The 14,405-nt window shown below is 57.1% G+C and carries 15 protein-coding genes; 11 read left to right on the forward strand and 4 right to left on the reverse strand.

The window, feature by feature from the left end:
* From IM294_RS07540 to adrA, 5 genes are all read left to right on the forward strand, one after another.
* Positions 1–684 (forward strand): extensin family protein, encoded by a 684-nt coding sequence (locus tag IM294_RS07540; RefSeq protein WP_126818290.1) that lies wholly within the window; start codon positions 1–3, stop codon positions 682–684.
* Positions 685–852: 168 nt separating this feature from the next.
* A complete protein-coding gene (locus IM294_RS07545; protein ID WP_028012122.1) occupies positions 853–2,067 on the forward strand; it encodes a multidrug efflux MFS transporter in 1,215 nt (404 codons plus the stop codon).
* A 210-nt stretch (positions 2,068–2,277) separates the two neighbouring features.
* A complete protein-coding gene (gene iraP, locus IM294_RS07550) occupies positions 2,278–2,538 on the forward strand; it encodes an anti-adapter protein IraP (protein ID WP_028012123.1) in 261 nt (86 codons plus the stop codon).
* A gap of 275 nt (positions 2,539–2,813) precedes the next feature.
* On the forward strand, positions 2,814–3,134 hold the full coding sequence (gene psiF / locus IM294_RS07555) for a phosphate starvation-inducible protein PsiF (protein ID WP_041911105.1): 321 nt from the start codon (positions 2,814–2,816) through the stop codon (positions 3,132–3,134).
* Positions 3,135–3,236: 102 nt separating this feature from the next.
* Entirely contained in the window at positions 3,237–4,340 is a 1,104-nt protein-coding gene (gene adrA / locus IM294_RS07560; protein WP_126818291.1) for a diguanylate cyclase AdrA, read from the forward strand.
* 14 nt (positions 4,341–4,354) lie between these two features.
* Here the strand turns inward: adrA and proC are convergent, their stop codons facing one another.
* A complete protein-coding gene (gene proC / locus IM294_RS07565) occupies positions 4,355–5,164 on the reverse strand; it encodes a pyrroline-5-carboxylate reductase (RefSeq protein WP_041911103.1) in 810 nt (269 codons plus the stop codon).
* Positions 5,165–5,261: 97 nt separating this feature from the next.
* Here proC and IM294_RS07570 point away from each other — a divergent pair, with 97 nt between their 5' ends.
* The 5 genes from IM294_RS07570 (at position 5,262) to ppnP (ending at position 7,899) form a co-directional block, all read left to right on the forward strand.
* Complete coding sequence (locus IM294_RS07570) at positions 5,262–5,720, forward strand: YaiI/YqxD family protein (protein ID WP_010428006.1); 459 nt, start codon at positions 5,262–5,264, stop codon at positions 5,718–5,720.
* 144 nt (positions 5,721–5,864) lie between these two features.
* Positions 5,865–6,389 (forward strand): shikimate kinase AroL, encoded by a 525-nt coding sequence (gene aroL, locus IM294_RS07575; RefSeq protein ID WP_028012127.1) that lies wholly within the window; start codon positions 5,865–5,867, stop codon positions 6,387–6,389.
* A gap of 44 nt (positions 6,390–6,433) precedes the next feature.
* Complete coding sequence (yaiA, locus tag IM294_RS07580; protein ID WP_126818292.1) at positions 6,434–6,625, forward strand: protein YaiA; 192 nt, start codon at positions 6,434–6,436, stop codon at positions 6,623–6,625.
* Between the two features lie 237 nt (positions 6,626–6,862).
* A complete protein-coding gene (locus tag IM294_RS07585) occupies positions 6,863–7,540 on the forward strand; it encodes an AroM family protein (RefSeq protein WP_126818293.1) in 678 nt (225 codons plus the stop codon).
* 71 nt (positions 7,541–7,611) lie between these two features.
* Positions 7,612–7,899 carry a pyrimidine/purine nucleoside phosphorylase gene (gene ppnP / locus IM294_RS07590; RefSeq protein WP_008503270.1) on the forward strand — a complete coding sequence of 96 codons (288 nt, stop codon included), beginning with the start codon at positions 7,612–7,614 and terminating at the stop codon, positions 7,897–7,899.
* 47 nt (positions 7,900–7,946) lie between these two features.
* Here ppnP and rdgC read toward each other — a convergent pair whose 3' ends face one another.
* Positions 7,947–8,861, reverse strand: a complete 915-nt coding sequence (gene rdgC, locus IM294_RS07595) for a recombination-associated protein RdgC (protein ID WP_014882739.1) — start codon at positions 8,859–8,861, stop codon at positions 7,947–7,949.
* Between the two features lie 123 nt (positions 8,862–8,984).
* On the opposite strand from rdgC, the gene mak reads away from it, so the two are divergent.
* Positions 8,985–9,890 carry a fructokinase gene (gene mak / locus IM294_RS07600; RefSeq protein WP_041911102.1) on the forward strand — a complete coding sequence of 302 codons (906 nt, stop codon included), beginning with the start codon at positions 8,985–8,987 and terminating at the stop codon, positions 9,888–9,890.
* Positions 9,891–9,970: 80 nt separating this feature from the next.
* Here the strand turns inward: mak and sbcC are convergent, their stop codons facing one another.
* Together sbcC and sbcD are read right to left on the reverse strand one after the other, a co-directional pair.
* Complete coding sequence (sbcC, locus tag IM294_RS07605; protein ID WP_126818294.1) at positions 9,971–13,102, reverse strand: exonuclease subunit SbcC; 3,132 nt, start codon at positions 13,100–13,102, stop codon at positions 9,971–9,973.
* On the reverse strand, positions 13,099–14,304 hold the full coding sequence (gene sbcD / locus IM294_RS07610) for an exonuclease subunit SbcD (RefSeq protein WP_063155366.1): 1,206 nt from the start codon (positions 14,302–14,304) through the stop codon (positions 13,099–13,101). Before sbcD ends, sbcC begins: the two co-directional genes overlap by 4 nt.
* Positions 14,305–14,405 lie beyond the last annotated feature (101 nt).

The raw sequence follows: 14,405 nt of genomic DNA on the forward strand, positions 1-14,405 counted from the left end.
GTGAAAGGAAAAACGCTGCTGACCATTTTCATCCTTGGGGCAATCGCAACGGCGGGCTATCGCTGGCTGCCGTCTTACTACAACCCTTTCACGCCGCTGAACCTGGACGACCCGCCTGGCCGTATTACCCAGTATAAGCTACGGCGCTTAACGCCCGAAGCCTGCGCGAGTCTGTTAGCGCAGGCTAATCAAAAAAACCTGATCCGCACGCAGGCGGTCGCTGACAGCGGCGGGGAATGCCCGCTGAACAACGTCGTGCGCGTGCGTGACTTTGGCCCGGTGAGCCTGAACGGCAGTTTTCTTGCCAGCTGTCCGCTGGCGCTCAGCTCAGCCCTGTTTGTCAGCCAGCAGGCCCGGCCCCTGACTAAACGCTTTACCGGCAGTGAACTGACGCGCATTGAGCACCTCGGCAGCTTTGCCTGCCGCAATATCTACCACCGGCCCGATGCGCGGCGCAGCGAGCATGCCACGGCAGAGGCGCTGGATATCGCCGCTTTTCGGCTGGCGAACGGAGAGCGCGTTACGGTACTTAACGGCTGGAAATCGGCAAAAATGCAGCCATGGCTGAAGGCTCTGCTGGCGGCAAGCTGCGGTTACTACGGAAACGGTCTTGGGCCGGAATATAACGCGGCGCACGCCAGCCATTTTCATCTGGGAATGCGCGGCTTTGGTCTCTGCCGCTGAAGCATAATCTTCCGCCAGAAAATGGATGAATTGTGACTTATTTCACAAATATGATGACTGGGAAGATAAAACACCAAAGTCAGCGAGGCCGCATCTCTGGTGCGACGTTAAGGCGCGTAACTTGCTAATCTGACGGCGAATTCGCCTAAAAATGAAGACTATTTCTGTATGGAATCCTGGAAAGTTAATCTCATCTCGGTCTGGTTCGGCTGCTTCTTCACCGGGCTTGCCATCAGCCAGATCCTGCCGTTCCTGCCGCTGTACGTGTCACAGCTGGGGGTCAGCTCCCACGAAGCGCTGTCCATGTGGTCCGGGCTGACGTTCAGCGTCACGTTTCTGGTCTCCGCCATTGTGTCACCGATGTGGGGCAGTCTGGCGGATAGGAAAGGGCGCAAGCTGATGCTGCTGCGCGCCTCCCTCGGTATGGCGATTGCTATTCTGCTCCAGGCCTTCGCCACCAACGTCTGGCAGCTGTTTTTCCTGCGGGCGGTGATGGGGCTGACGTCCGGGTATATTCCCAACGCCATGGCGCTGGTTGCCTCTCAGGTGCCGCGCGAGCGCAGCGGCTGGGCGCTGAGTACGCTCTCCACCGCCCAGATCAGCGGCGTTATCGGCGGCCCGCTGCTGGGAGGCTTTCTGGCTGACCATGTCGGTCTGCGCGCGGTATTCATCATCACCGCAATCCTGCTGGTGATCAGCTTTCTGGTTACGCTCTTTCTTATCAAAGAGGGGGGCCGCCCCGTTATCAGTAAATCTGAGCGCCTGAGCGGCAAGGCCGTCTTCGCCTCGCTGCCATACCCGGGACTCGTGATAAGCCTGTTTGTCACCACCATGGTGATCCAGCTCTGCAACGGTTCGGTCGGCCCGATTCTGGCGCTGTTTATCAAGTCGATGGAGCCGGACAGCAACAATATCGCCTTTCTCAGCGGCATGATTGCCGCCGTGCCGGGCGTCTCCGCGCTGATCTCTGCCCCGCGTCTGGGAAAACTGGGCGACAGGATTGGCACGGCGCGCATCCTGATGGCGACGCTGATTTTTGCGGTGGTGCTCTTTTTCGCCATGTCGTTTGTTACCTCTCCGCTTCAGCTGGGCGTGCTGCGGTTTTTACTCGGCTTTGCGGATGGCGCTATGTTGCCCGCCGTACAGACATTGCTGGTCAAATATTCCAGCGATCAGGTCACGGGACGTATTTTTGGCTATAACCAGTCGTTTATGTATTTAGGCAACGTCGCCGGTCCGCTTATTGGTGCGTCCGTTTCTGCAATGGCGGGTTTTCGCTGGGTATTTGCCGCGACGGCGATTGTCGTTTTAATCAATATTATCCAGCTGGCTATTGCCCTGCGTCGCCGCAGGCAATTAGCGGAGGCGAAATCAGCGAAATAATCTTTTCGCAGATGTATTATATATTCTTATGGTAGCCGCATTTTTATATAACAAAATGCGGCGTTTTTTTATAGGAAAACGTTTCGCTGAAAAGATCGCTACGCTAATTTGGCGGCAATGTCACTTTTGCATAAGATAATACTTTTCTCCGCTTTGCATATTTCATTCCTGGTGTTAATTTCAGAGGAAATCCCATAAGGAAATAGCACGATGAAAAATCTCATTGCTGAGTTGCTGGTTAAGCTTGCACAAAAGGAAGAGGAGTCGAAAGAGCTGGTCGCCCAGGTCGAAGCGCTGGAAATAGTTGTCACCGCGCTGCTGCGGCAGATGGCAACATCGGATCAGCAGGCGTTAATTGAAAGCATTGAAGGAGCGCTGGATAAGGCGCGGCCCGATACGCAGGTTCCGCCAGAAGATGCCGAGTTGCTGCAGCAATACGTAAAGAAGCTGTTGAGGCATCCGCGCAGTTAAGCCGTTACTGACATGTCATAGGATTGTCATGCAGGATGCCTGGAGTCGCTCTGTTTTATTTTTGTATTTGTACATGAAGAAAATAAATTGAAACAGAGCGCGCTTTTTAGCGCGTTACATTCCCTGTTAATTACCCCTGCCAGTTATGCTGATACCGTCAATTCCTGCGCGCTGGAACTGAAATGATAAATTCCCGGCCGAAATCACATCTGCCGGGTGGTTTTTTTCCTGTCACGAACCAGACTTACAGGGAATGTTCACAAAAGGATGGTGCAATGAAAACAACATTACTGGTTACTCTGCTCTCCGGCCTGTTCCTGATCTCCTCGGCGAACGCGGAAGAAAAAACATTAACGCCGCAACAGCAACGCATGACCACCTGTAATCAACAGGCGACGTCCCAGAGTCTGAAGGGGGATGCACGTAAAACCTACATGAGCGACTGCCTGAAAAACGGCGCCGCGAAACCCGGCGAAAAAAGCCTGACGCCGCAGCAGCAAAAAATGCGCGAGTGTAATGCGAAAGCAACCGAACAGTCCCTCAAGGGCGACGATCGCAGCAAGTTCATGAGTGCCTGCCTGAAGAAAAAAGTGTAGTTCTAACGGGTGAGCGGCTCCGGCGGCTCACCCGAAATTTCATACTTTCCCCGCAGTCCCCCTCTCTATAATTTGGGAAAATGTTTCAGAATATTCCCAAAAATGATGAATGATGACATTTATTACTACAAAAAGCGCATTCGGGAAGAGTGGAGTTTAACCCTTTCTCAGGATGACCCTCACCGTACCGGCACCCAGTTTGCCAGGCGAGCCCGGCTGGCGCGCGTTGTCGGGCTGGCGGCGATGTTTGTCCCGGTGGCGGAAATTCTGGTCAGCCATTTTTTACCCGGCGGCTGGTGGTTGTTGCTGGTGGGGTGGGCATTCATCTGGCCGCACTTTGCCTGGCAGTTATCCTGCCGCGCCGCTTCACCTCATCAGCAAGAAATTTTTAACCTCAAGATGGATGCCGTTATCGCCGGGGTCTGGATCGGCGTGACGGGGATGTATGTATTACCCACTGCGGCGCTGGTGATGATGGTGGGGATGAACATGATGGGCTCTGGCGGCTGCCGCCTTTTTATCGCGGGGATCGTGCTCACCCTGCTTACTGCGCTGCTTACGTTACCGCTTGCTGGCAGAGCGCAGCCCTTTAATCCGGGGGCGCTGGAGTGGGGCTTAACGCTTCCTGTCCTTATGCTTTATCCCATGCTGTTTGCCTGGCTTAGCCATCGAACGGCCGTCAGGCTGGCGGAACATAAGCGGCGGCTGGAAATGATGAGCACCCGTGACGGTATGACCGGGGTCTTTAACCGCCGACATTGGGAAATGCTGCTGCGCAATGAATTTGAGCACTGTCGCCGGAGCCACTGCACCGCCACGATATTGCTGATTGATATCGACCACTTTAAAAACATCAACGATACCTGGGGGCACGACGCAGGCGACAAGGCCATCGTGGCCATTACCCGCCAGCTTCAGATGTCGGTACGGTCAGGCGATGCGATAGGCCGGTTTGGCGGGGATGAGTTCGCGGTGATTATGTCCCAGACGGCCGCTGAAAGCGCCATCGCCGTCATGTCGCGGGTACACGCGCGGCTGGAAACGCTGTCGTTACCGTGTGCGCCGAAGGAGCCTCTGCGCATCAGCGTGGGCGTGGCCCCCTGGGGGCCGCAGTTTGTGCACTATCGGGAATGGCTGAAGGCGGCAGATGTGGCGCTGTATAAGGCGAAAAATGCCGGGCGCGGCCGCACCGAAGTGGCCGCCTGACGCCCGGCCAGACATCAGGATTTACTCAGCTTCTCTGACTTTTCCATGCATTTTGCCATCGCTTCGATAACCGCAGAACGGAACCCGCGTTCTTCCAGCACCCGCACCGCTTCGATGGTGGTACCGGCCGGGGAGCAGACCATATCCTTCAGTTCACCCGGGTGTTTACCGGTCTCCAGCACCATTTTGGCGGAGCCCATCACTGCCTGCGCGGCGAATTTATACGCCTGCGCGCGCGGCATACCGCCAAGCACGGCGGCGTCCGCCATCGCTTCTAAAAACATGAAAACGTACGCGGGGGCTGAACCGCTCACGCCGACCACTGGATGGATCATGGATTCTGCAATCACTTCCGCCTCGCCGAAGCAGCGGAAAATGTTTAGCACGTCCGCCACCTCTTCTGAAGTCACCAGCGCGTTAGGGGTGACGGAGGTCATACCGGCGTTGACCAGTGAGGGGGTATTCGGCATCGCGCGGACGATTTTACGATCGTGGCCCAGCGCGCGCGCCAGCTGATCGAGCGTCACGCCTGCGGCAATCGACACGACCAGCGTCTCTTTATTCAGGCTGGAGGTGATGTCGCTTAACACTTTGATCATGATGTTCGGCTTAACGGCACCAAAGACGATATCGGCAACCTGGGCCACCTCCTGCGCGCTTTCGGCGGCGTTGATCCCGTATTGATCGCGCAACGCGGCGACGTTATCCGGTGACGGGGTATAAACCCAAATCTGACCCGGCAGAACCTGCCCGCTGGCGATCAGGCCGCCCAGGATGGCTTTGCCCATGTTACCGCAGCCGATAAACCCGATTTTCTTGTCCATCATGATTCTCCGTCATTATGCGTTGTTTTCTCTGATTGATAGCTTAACAACGAAATGCAGGCGACAATAGTCGGCAGAGTCATTATGGGGAGACAACATGGCGATTTGGGTTGATGCGGACGCGTGTCCGAATGTGATTAAAGAGATTTTATTCCGCGCCGCCGAGCGCGTTCAGATGCCGCTGACGCTGGTGGCGAACCAGAATATTCGCGTCCCGCCTTCGCGGTTCATCCGCTCCCTCCGCGTGCCGGCCGGGTTCGACGTGGCGGATAATGAAATTGTTCGTCTGTGCAGCGCGGAAGATCTGGTCATCACCGCCGATATTCCGCTGGCGGCGGAAGTGCTGGAGAAAGGGGCGGCGGCGCTCAATCCTCGCGGCGAGCGTTATTCGCCTTCAACCATCCGGGAAAAACTCACTATGCGCGATTTTATGGATACGATGCGGGCCAGCGGCGTGCAGACCGGTGGACCGGACAGCCTGTCCCAGCGCGATCGCCAGCAGTTTGCTGCCGAACTGGATAAATGGCTGCTGGAAGTGAAGCGCCGTACGGCGTAATGATAATTATTGTCAATATGTGGTACAGTGTGGCCTCCACAGGGTTGTCATCCCGTACCGCTTTGCAGTAAAGTATTCGACACATCTTCTGCAATTATTTCTTTACACTCTTTAGCCATTCGGCATCAAGGGGAACACCTGGCTATGACCCAACCCATCTTTTTAGTTGGCCCCCGCGGCTGTGGGAAAACCACCGTTGGTGTGGAACTGGCACGCGCATGTCATCGTCAGTTTGTTGATACCGACCACTGGCTGCAGACCGAGGCCGGCAAAACCATCGCAGACATCGTGGAGCAAGAGGGATGGGAAAGCTTTCGCGCCCGCGAAACGGCCGCGCTGAAAGCGGTCACCACGCCGTCAGCCGTCATTGCGACGGGAGGCGGTATTGTTCTGGCCGAATGTAATCGTCACTTTATGCGCGAAAAAGGCATTGTGATCTATCTCTGCGCGCCGGTGGCGGCTCTGGTAGGGCGACTTGAAGCATTTCCTGAAGAGGGACAACGCCCGGCGCTGACGTCACGACCGCTCAGCGAAGAGGTGAGCGAAGTGCTGGCCGAGCGTGATGCCCTCTACCGTGAAGCGGCACACCATGTCGTGGATGCCTCTGCGGCCCCGGAAGATGTGGTAATTCAGATTATTACCGCCCTGCGTCTGGCGTGTGCCAGCTAACCGCCGTCTATACTGATAGCTCAGACATAAAAAAAGGATGAGCTATGCCAACCAGACCTCCCTATCCGCGCGAAGCACGTATTGTTACCGTTGAAAAAGGCAATGGCGACCAGACCGTCACCTGGTACCAGCTGCGTGCCGATCACCCCAAAGCGGACTCGCTGATCAGTGAACATGAGACTGAACAGGAAGCGCTGGATGCCAAACGGCGCTACGAAGATCCCGAAAAGTCGTGAATGTTTTCCTAAACGCTCCAATACCGTGCCTGAATCACACTTTTTACTCATCGCAAATGTTAAGCAGGAGTTAATATTTAGTTATTACAGGTAGCTCCGTTATCGGCAGGCGATCTTTACATTTCAGGGCAGAGATCGCCTGCTACGCTTGGTGCTGTTTTGTTGAAAAAACGAACTGTACAGCGTAGAGAGCCTGTACCTGTGTATACGTTTTTGTAGTGATGGAAGGCGAAGAAGATGAAGGCAACGTTGGCGATCCTCACCATTGGTGTGGTCCCTGTAAGCGAAGTGTTACCGCTCTTAACCGAGCATGTATCTGAACAACAGATCACGCATCTCAGCCTGCTGGGTAAGATGAGCCGGGAAGAGGTCATGGAAGACTACGCTGTAGAGGCGGGGGAGGATCCCCTGGCGACGTTATTAAGCGACGGTAAACTGGCGCATGTTTCTCGGCAGAAAATAGAGCGTTCGCTGCAGGCAGTAATAGAAATACTCGATAATCAGCAATATGACGTAATTTTGCTGATGAGCACCGCCCCCATTAAGGGACTCATCGCGCGCAATGCGATTTTGCTTGAGCCGATGCGCATTATTCCTCCGCTGGTAGCCTCCATTGTTGACGGGCATCAGGTGGGGGTCATTGTGCCCATCGAGGAGCTTATGGACAACCAGGAAGCAAAGTGGCACGTGCTCGAAAAAACGCCCCTGTATGCGCTGGCAAACCCCTTCTGGGACAGCGAGGCTAAACTCATTGCTGCCGGGAAGGAGCTGCTGGAGAGAGGGGCGGATGTATTGATTCTGGACTGTCTTGGTTTTCACCAGCATCACCGGGATTTACTGCAAAAGGCGCTGGACGTGCCGGTGCTGTTATCCAACGTTCTGATGGCTCGCCTGGCCTCAGAACTTCTGACGTAATGATTTTGCGTGACAGGTGATGAGCATGGCCCCTATAGTGAATTTTTATCTCTGAATATAAGGGCCAGTTCATGCTTCAAAGTAACGAATACTTTTCCGGTAAAGTGAAATCCATCGGTTTTACCAGCAGCAGCACTGGCCGCGCCAGTGTGGGCGTTATGGCTGAAGGGGAATACACCTTTGGCACGGCGGAAGCGGAAGAGATGACGGTGGTCAGCGGCGCGCTGAACGTCTTACTGCCGGGTGAAACGGAATGGAAAGTTTACGCTGCCGGGCAAGTTTTCAACGTCCCTGGCCACAGCGAATTTCATTTGCAGGTCGCTGAACCGACCTCTTATCTGTGCCGCTACCTGAAATAATCGTCTTCCCTCTCCCCCTTTGGGGAGAGGATCAGGGGGAGGGGAAATTATCTCTGCGCTTCGCCGCCGAGACCTTCCACCAGATTCTGAATTAACGCGGCCAGTTCGCCGGTCATCAGGATAAAGTCCGCGTCAAAGCGCTGGGCGTAATCTTCCCGGTCGATATCTTCGTTTTGATCGCGCAGCTCGTCGCAGAACTTCAGACGCTTCACGGAACCGTCGTCGCACATCACGAACTGAATGCGCTGCTGCCAGTCGAGCGCCAGTTTGGTGACCACTTTGCCCGCTTCAATGTGTACGGCGATCTCGTCGCTCACCAGATCCTGCTTTTTCGCGCGGATCACGCCGCCATCTTCCAGCAGGGCTTTCAGCTCGGCTTCGTCCAGGATCTGGAAACCTTGCGCCGCGGTACCGCTGCGGACCCACTCGGTCAGGGTCAGCTCAATCGGCGTTTCCAGCGCCAGCGGTACGACCGGTAAAGAGCCGATGCTTTTACGCAGCAGGGCCAGCGTATCTTCCGCTTTTTTGGCGCTGGCGCAGTCCACCATGATCAGCCCGTTAACGGTATCGATCCACATCATCGTCTGGCTGAAGCGGCTGAAGGCGCGCGGCAGCAGAGAGTGCAGCACTTCATCTTTCAGCGAGTCTTTTTCGGTTTTTTTCAGCTTGCGGCCCTGCTCGGCTTCCAGCTTGAAAATTTTTGCTTCAAGCGCCTGCTTAACCACCGGCGTGGGCAGAATTTTCTCTTCTTTGCGGGCGCAGACGATGATTTGACCCGTGCTGCTGGCGTGGGTCAGTGCATCGCTTTGCGAACCCATTGGCGGAACCCAACCGGTTTTCGCCATATCCTGGCTACCGCAAGGGGAAAAGCTATAAGCGGCTAACTGTTTTTCCATCTCTTCTGCGCGCAGCGAAACGTCGCGGCTGAGACGGTAAACCATCAAATTTTTGAACCACAGCATGATAATTTCCACGGCCTTGTCGTTAAATCAGCGGGCATGATAACGAATTGTCGCATCGCTTGCATTGCTAATCGGGAAGCGTGCTTCTACTCTGTTGATAATCAAAATAATGAGGAGAGTCTTGTGCGTATTGGGATTGATTTGGGCGGCACCAAAACAGAAGTCATCGCATTAAGCGAGCAGGGGGAACAGCTGTTCCGCCACCGTCTGCCGACGCCGCGCGATGATTATCACCAGACGATCGAGACGATTGCCCGGCTGGTTGATATGGCCGAGCAGGCGACGGGCGAGAGGGGCACGGTCGGGATGGGGATCCCCGGCTCCATTTCGCCTTATACGGGTGTGGTGAAAAATGCCAACTCCACCTGGCTCAACGGTCAGCCGTTTGATAAGGATTTGAGCCAGCGTCTGAACCGGGAAGTGCGTCTGGCGAATGACGCTAACTGCCTGGCGGTCTCTGAGGCCGTTGATGGTGCAGCCGCAGGAGCGCAGACCGTGTTTGCGGTGATTATCGGTACCGGCTGCGGCGCGGGCGTGGCCTTTGGCGGACGTTCACATATCGGCGGCAACGGCACGGCGGGTGAGTGGGGGCACAACCCGCTGCCGTGGATGGATGAAGACGAGCTTAAATACCGCGCCGAGGTGCCGTGCTACTGCGGCAAGCAGGGCTGTATCGAGACGTTTATCTCCGGCACCGGTTTTGCAACCGACTACCACCGCCTGAGCGGCCAGCCGCTCAAGGGGAACGAGATTATGCGTTTGGTGGAAGAACAGGATCCGGTGGCCGAACTGGCGCTCAGCCGCTACGAAATGCGTCTGGCGAAATCGCTGGCGCACGTAGTGAACATTCTCGATCCGGACGTGATTGTGCTCGGCGGTGGCATGAGCAACGTTGACCGGCTGTACGCCACGGTACCAAATCTGGTGAAACAGTGGGTTTTCGGCGGCGAGTGCGAAACCCCGATCCGCAAAGCCGTCCACGGCGACTCCAGCGGCGTGCGCGGCGCGGCGTGGTTATGGCCGCAATAAACGCAAAACGGCAACTTGCGTTGCCGTTTTTGATGTTTAGAGGGCCAGGGAGAGGGCACCAGACCGAATCGACCCAACACTCACCCCACCGCAAACTCCCTGTCCAGCCTGCTATACCCCAGTCCATTGATCTTCTTCACCTTGATCTGCACCGGAATGCGCTCTTTCATCGCCTCGACGTGGCTAATCACCCCGATGGTTTTCCCGGTGGCGTTCAGCGCGTCGAGCGCATCCAGCGCGGTATCCAGCGTTTCACTGTCGAGCGTGCCGAATCCCTCATCCAGGAACAGGGAATCAATCCGCGTTTTGTGGCTGACCAGGTCAGAAAGCGCTAACGCCAGCGCAAGGCTCACCAGGAAGCTCTCGCCGCCGGAGAGCGTGCGCGTATCGCGCACCGCATCGGCCTGCCAGGTGTCGACCACTTCCAGCTCCAGCGCCTCGCTGGCCTTACGCTGTAGGAGATAACGGCCGTGCAGGCGGTTAAGCTGCTGGTTTGCGAGCCAGACCAGGTTATCCAGCGTCAGCCCCTGAGCGAACTTGCGGAACTTGTCGCCGGTGCTGGAGCCGATCAGCGCGTTGAGATAGCCCCAGTCGTCGGCCTGGCGCGCGGCCTCTTCAATTTGCAGCATTAACGCCTGCTGATGCTGGCGGTTATCGCTGTCCTGCTTAAGCTGCTGGCGGATCTCGCCCTGATGCGTGGTGTTCTCACGAAGCCGTTGCGCCAGCTGCTGCAGCTGGCTTTGCAGGGTAGACGCATCCGCGTCAAGTTCTTCCGGGCGCAGCGCAAGGTGCGCCTGCAGCTGCTGATTAGCCTGGCCGGAAAGGGCCGCGGCCTGCTGTATCTGGTTTTCCAGCGACTGTTTCAGCTGTTCGAGGCGGCGAATAGCATCGTCATCCAGCAGCGCGGCAAGGAACGCATCCCGATCGGCAAAACAGCTTGCGGAGAGCGCCGCGGTGAACTGCGTCTGCGATTGCTGCAGGCGCTCGCGCTCCAGCGCCTCCTGCTGCTGCAGGGCGGCGAGCTGGCTTTGCAGCGACACGCATTCATTATGGATGTCGCGCCAGTCATCAGGAATGGCCGGCTCAGCCTCTTCGCCGTGTGTTGCCGGAAGCGTGTCGAGCAGCGGCTTCAGCGCGCTCATGCGTTCCTGAAGCACGCCGTGCTGCGTTTGCTTCTCCTGCCAGTGGGCAAATTCCGCTTCGCGGGCGTGCAGCCAGTCGGCTTCATTACCCTCTTCGGGAACGCTAAGCGAGAGCGCGAGAAGGGTATGTTCCAGCGCCTGGCGCGTTGCGGTGCGCTGCTGCTGATACTGGCGTTCCTGCGCTTCCTGCTCGTTCAGCTGGTTTTGCAGGGTCAGACGCTGGCTGAGCTGGTAAAGCTGGCGCTCGTAGTGTTCCTGCTCGTGCATCCATGGCGCGATATCCTCCTGAATATTCAAAGCGATATTCAAAGACGCGCACGCCTCCAGCCACGCTTTAGTGAGTGCTTGCTCTTCCTGAGAAAGCGTCTGCGCTTCGTCTGTCTCACGCTGGATCTGTTGAGCCAGAGCATTAACCTGTCCCAGCACCAGCAGGCCTTCCTCCTTAAGCGCGGCGACCTCTTTTTCGAGTACATCACGGCGACGCTGGTTATCCGTCAGCTCAAGCGACCGGTAGGTCTCCACGGCAGGATGCTCGTGGGAGCCGCACAGCGGGCAGGGTTTGCCTGCCTCAAGCTGTGAGCGATAGCTTTCCAGATTTTTAATCGTCGCTTCGCGTTCGCACAGGGCTTTCAGGTCCAGATAGTGCTGGTGTTTCTCTTTGTACTGCTGGCGGCGCAGCGCCAGGGTTTCATTGAGCTTGCTCTGCTCCGCCAGGGCTTTCTGCACGCTTTCACCGTTCTGGCTCAGGCGCTTTTGCAGCGGCTGATAGCGGGCATGCAGCGACGTCAGCTGCTGGCGCAGCGTGCGGGACCGGGACTGCTGCTCCATGGCCGCGCTGACCTCATCCGCCGTCAGCGTCAGCGTATTTTCCGGCATCTCAGCCAGCTTCTGACGTAGCTCAGTCATCCGCGCAGCAAGCGCGACGAGCTGACTTTTGTCACGGTTTAGCTGTGAGAACTGGGCGCGCCAGCCGGCAATTTCCTGGCCCAGCAGGCGATAACGCTCATTCTCCGCCAGCCACTGCGCCAGCGCCGTCAGTTCGGCCTGTAGCCGCTCATGGGTACGCAGGGCGGTATTGCGGATCCGCGCGCGCAGTGCGGTTTTGGTCTGTAAGCGAGTATTTACTTCGTTAATTCGCTGCTGGGTTTGCGTCAGACGTGCGGTTTGCTCCTGCTGATGCTCCCAGAGCGGACGAAGCTGGGCGGCGGGCTGGGCAAGCTGGAGTTTTGCCAGTTCCGGCGCCGCGTTCGCCTGCGCCTGTTGCGCCTGCTGCTGCAGGGCGGTAACGCGCTGCTGCTCCCGCACGAGCTCGTCATGACGCGTAAGCCACTGAAAATCTTTCTGTTGGCTTTGCTGCTGGGCCAGCAGGGTTTTCTCTTCGTCAGTAAGTGCCTGCAAACTTTGCTGCAACTGCTGCTGTTGTTCTTCGCTGAGCAGCACGACACCCGCCGCCTGCGCCTCGCATTTTTCCAGCACGCTGCGGGCGGCTTTGTGTTTCTCAAACACCATCGCGGAAATCTGGCCGTAGATTTCGGTGCCGGTGAGTTCTTCCAGCAGTTCTGCGCGGTCGGCCGGTTTGGCATTCAGGAAGGCGGCAAATTGCCCCTGCGAGAGCAGCATTGAGCGGGTAAAACGGCCGTAGTCCAGCCCGGTGAGCGCCGCGGTTTGCTCCAGTTTATCCGACACCTTATCGGCCAGAATCTTGCCATCCTCGCAGCGGGCCAGCTCCACGCGCGGTGCCTGCAAGTTCCCGTCCGGCTGGTTGCGCGCCCGGTTCTGGCTCCAGAATGCGCGATAGGCAACGCCTTTCACCTCAAATTCCACTTCCGCCAGGCACTCGGCGGTATCGCGCGTCATCAGATCGTTTTGCGCCTGAGAGACCTTATTCAGGCGCGGGGTTTCGTGGTAGAGCGCCAGGCAGATGGCATCGAGCAGGGTGGTTTTACCCGCGCCGGTTGCGCCAGTGATGGCAAACAGACCGTTGCTGGCAAAAGGCTCCGCGGTGAAGTCAATTTTCCACTCGCCCTTGAGGGAGTTGAGATTTTTCAGGCGCAGGCTCAGAATTTTCATGCGTTTTCTTCCTCGTCATTGAGGGCGTGCAGAGTATGGCTGAACAGCTCGTTGAGCCTGACGCGCTTCGCATCATCGAGCTCTTCCTGCGACAGTCGGCGCTCGAACACCTCTTCTACGCGCAGTTCGCTAAGCGTTTCGCGCTGGGCGCCGAGCAGAATTTTCTCGCGCTGCTCGCGGCTGCGGCGCACCAGCAGCACCTCAACCGGCAACTCTTCGGTCAGCGCCTGAATTTTCCGCTGCATATCGTGCAGGTAGTCATCGGTGGTGATTTCAATATCCAGCCAGACGGGCGGGTTAAGCTCAGCGCCGCGCCACTGCTCAAGCTGGGCGGTGATGGCAGCCAGATCGCCCTTCAGCACCGCCAGCGGCTGGGTGACCGGCACTTCCAGCGTCTCGACGGCGCTGAGTTTGCCCTCATCAAAGCTCACCAGATGCACGGATTTGGCTTTTCCGGTTTCATCGAAGCTGAGCGAAATAGGGGAGCCACAGTAGCGGATATGCTCGCAGCCGCCGATGACCTGGGCGCGGTGAATGTGCCCGAGCGCGATGTAGTCCGCGGGCGGGAAGTTTTGCGCCGGAAAGGCGTCCAGCGTACCGATATAGATCTCGCGGACCGCGTCACTTTTGCTGGCCCCGACGGTGGTGAGGTGCCCGGTGGCAATGACCGGAATGGCCTGTTCACCGCGCAGGGCACAGGCTTCCGCGTGCTGCTGGTGATAGTAGTCGGTGATGGCCTGCAATAAATGCTGCTGCTTTTCCGCGCCCGACAGTCCCGCCTGGCTTTGCACGATGTCGCGCGGACGTAAAAAGGGAATCGGACACAGTACCGCGCCCGGCGACCCGTCGCGTTTTTTCAGGATCTGCGGCGCGTGCCCGGCGCTGGCGACCACGGTGGTATTGAGAAACGCCAGGATATCGCGGGATTCATTGAGCGTGGCGACGGAGTCATGGTTACCGGCGACAATCACCAGATGACAGCCGGTCTGCTGCAGGTTGACCACGAAGCGGTTATACAGTTCACGCGCATAGCTCGGCGGCGAACCGGTATCAAAGATGTCACCCGCCACAATAATGGCATCCACCTCGTGCGCCTGGGCCGTTTCCAGAAGCCAGTTCAGGAACGCTTCATGTTCAGCCGCACGGCTTTTGCTGTAAAAATTTTGACCCAGATGCCAGTCCGAGGTGTGAAGTATGCGCATAGGAGATCCGTGGCGAAAAACGATGCGGGCGATTATAAACTGTCAGGGAGAGGAAAATAACCGCTGTAATAAAACAACAGTTTGCCATTTATAGTGGTACT

Origin of the sequence: Enterobacter cloacae complex sp. P43RS, from assembly GCF_014930585.1 — a bacterium.
Lineage (GTDB): Bacteria > Pseudomonadota > Gammaproteobacteria > Enterobacterales > Enterobacteriaceae > Enterobacter > Enterobacter bugandensis.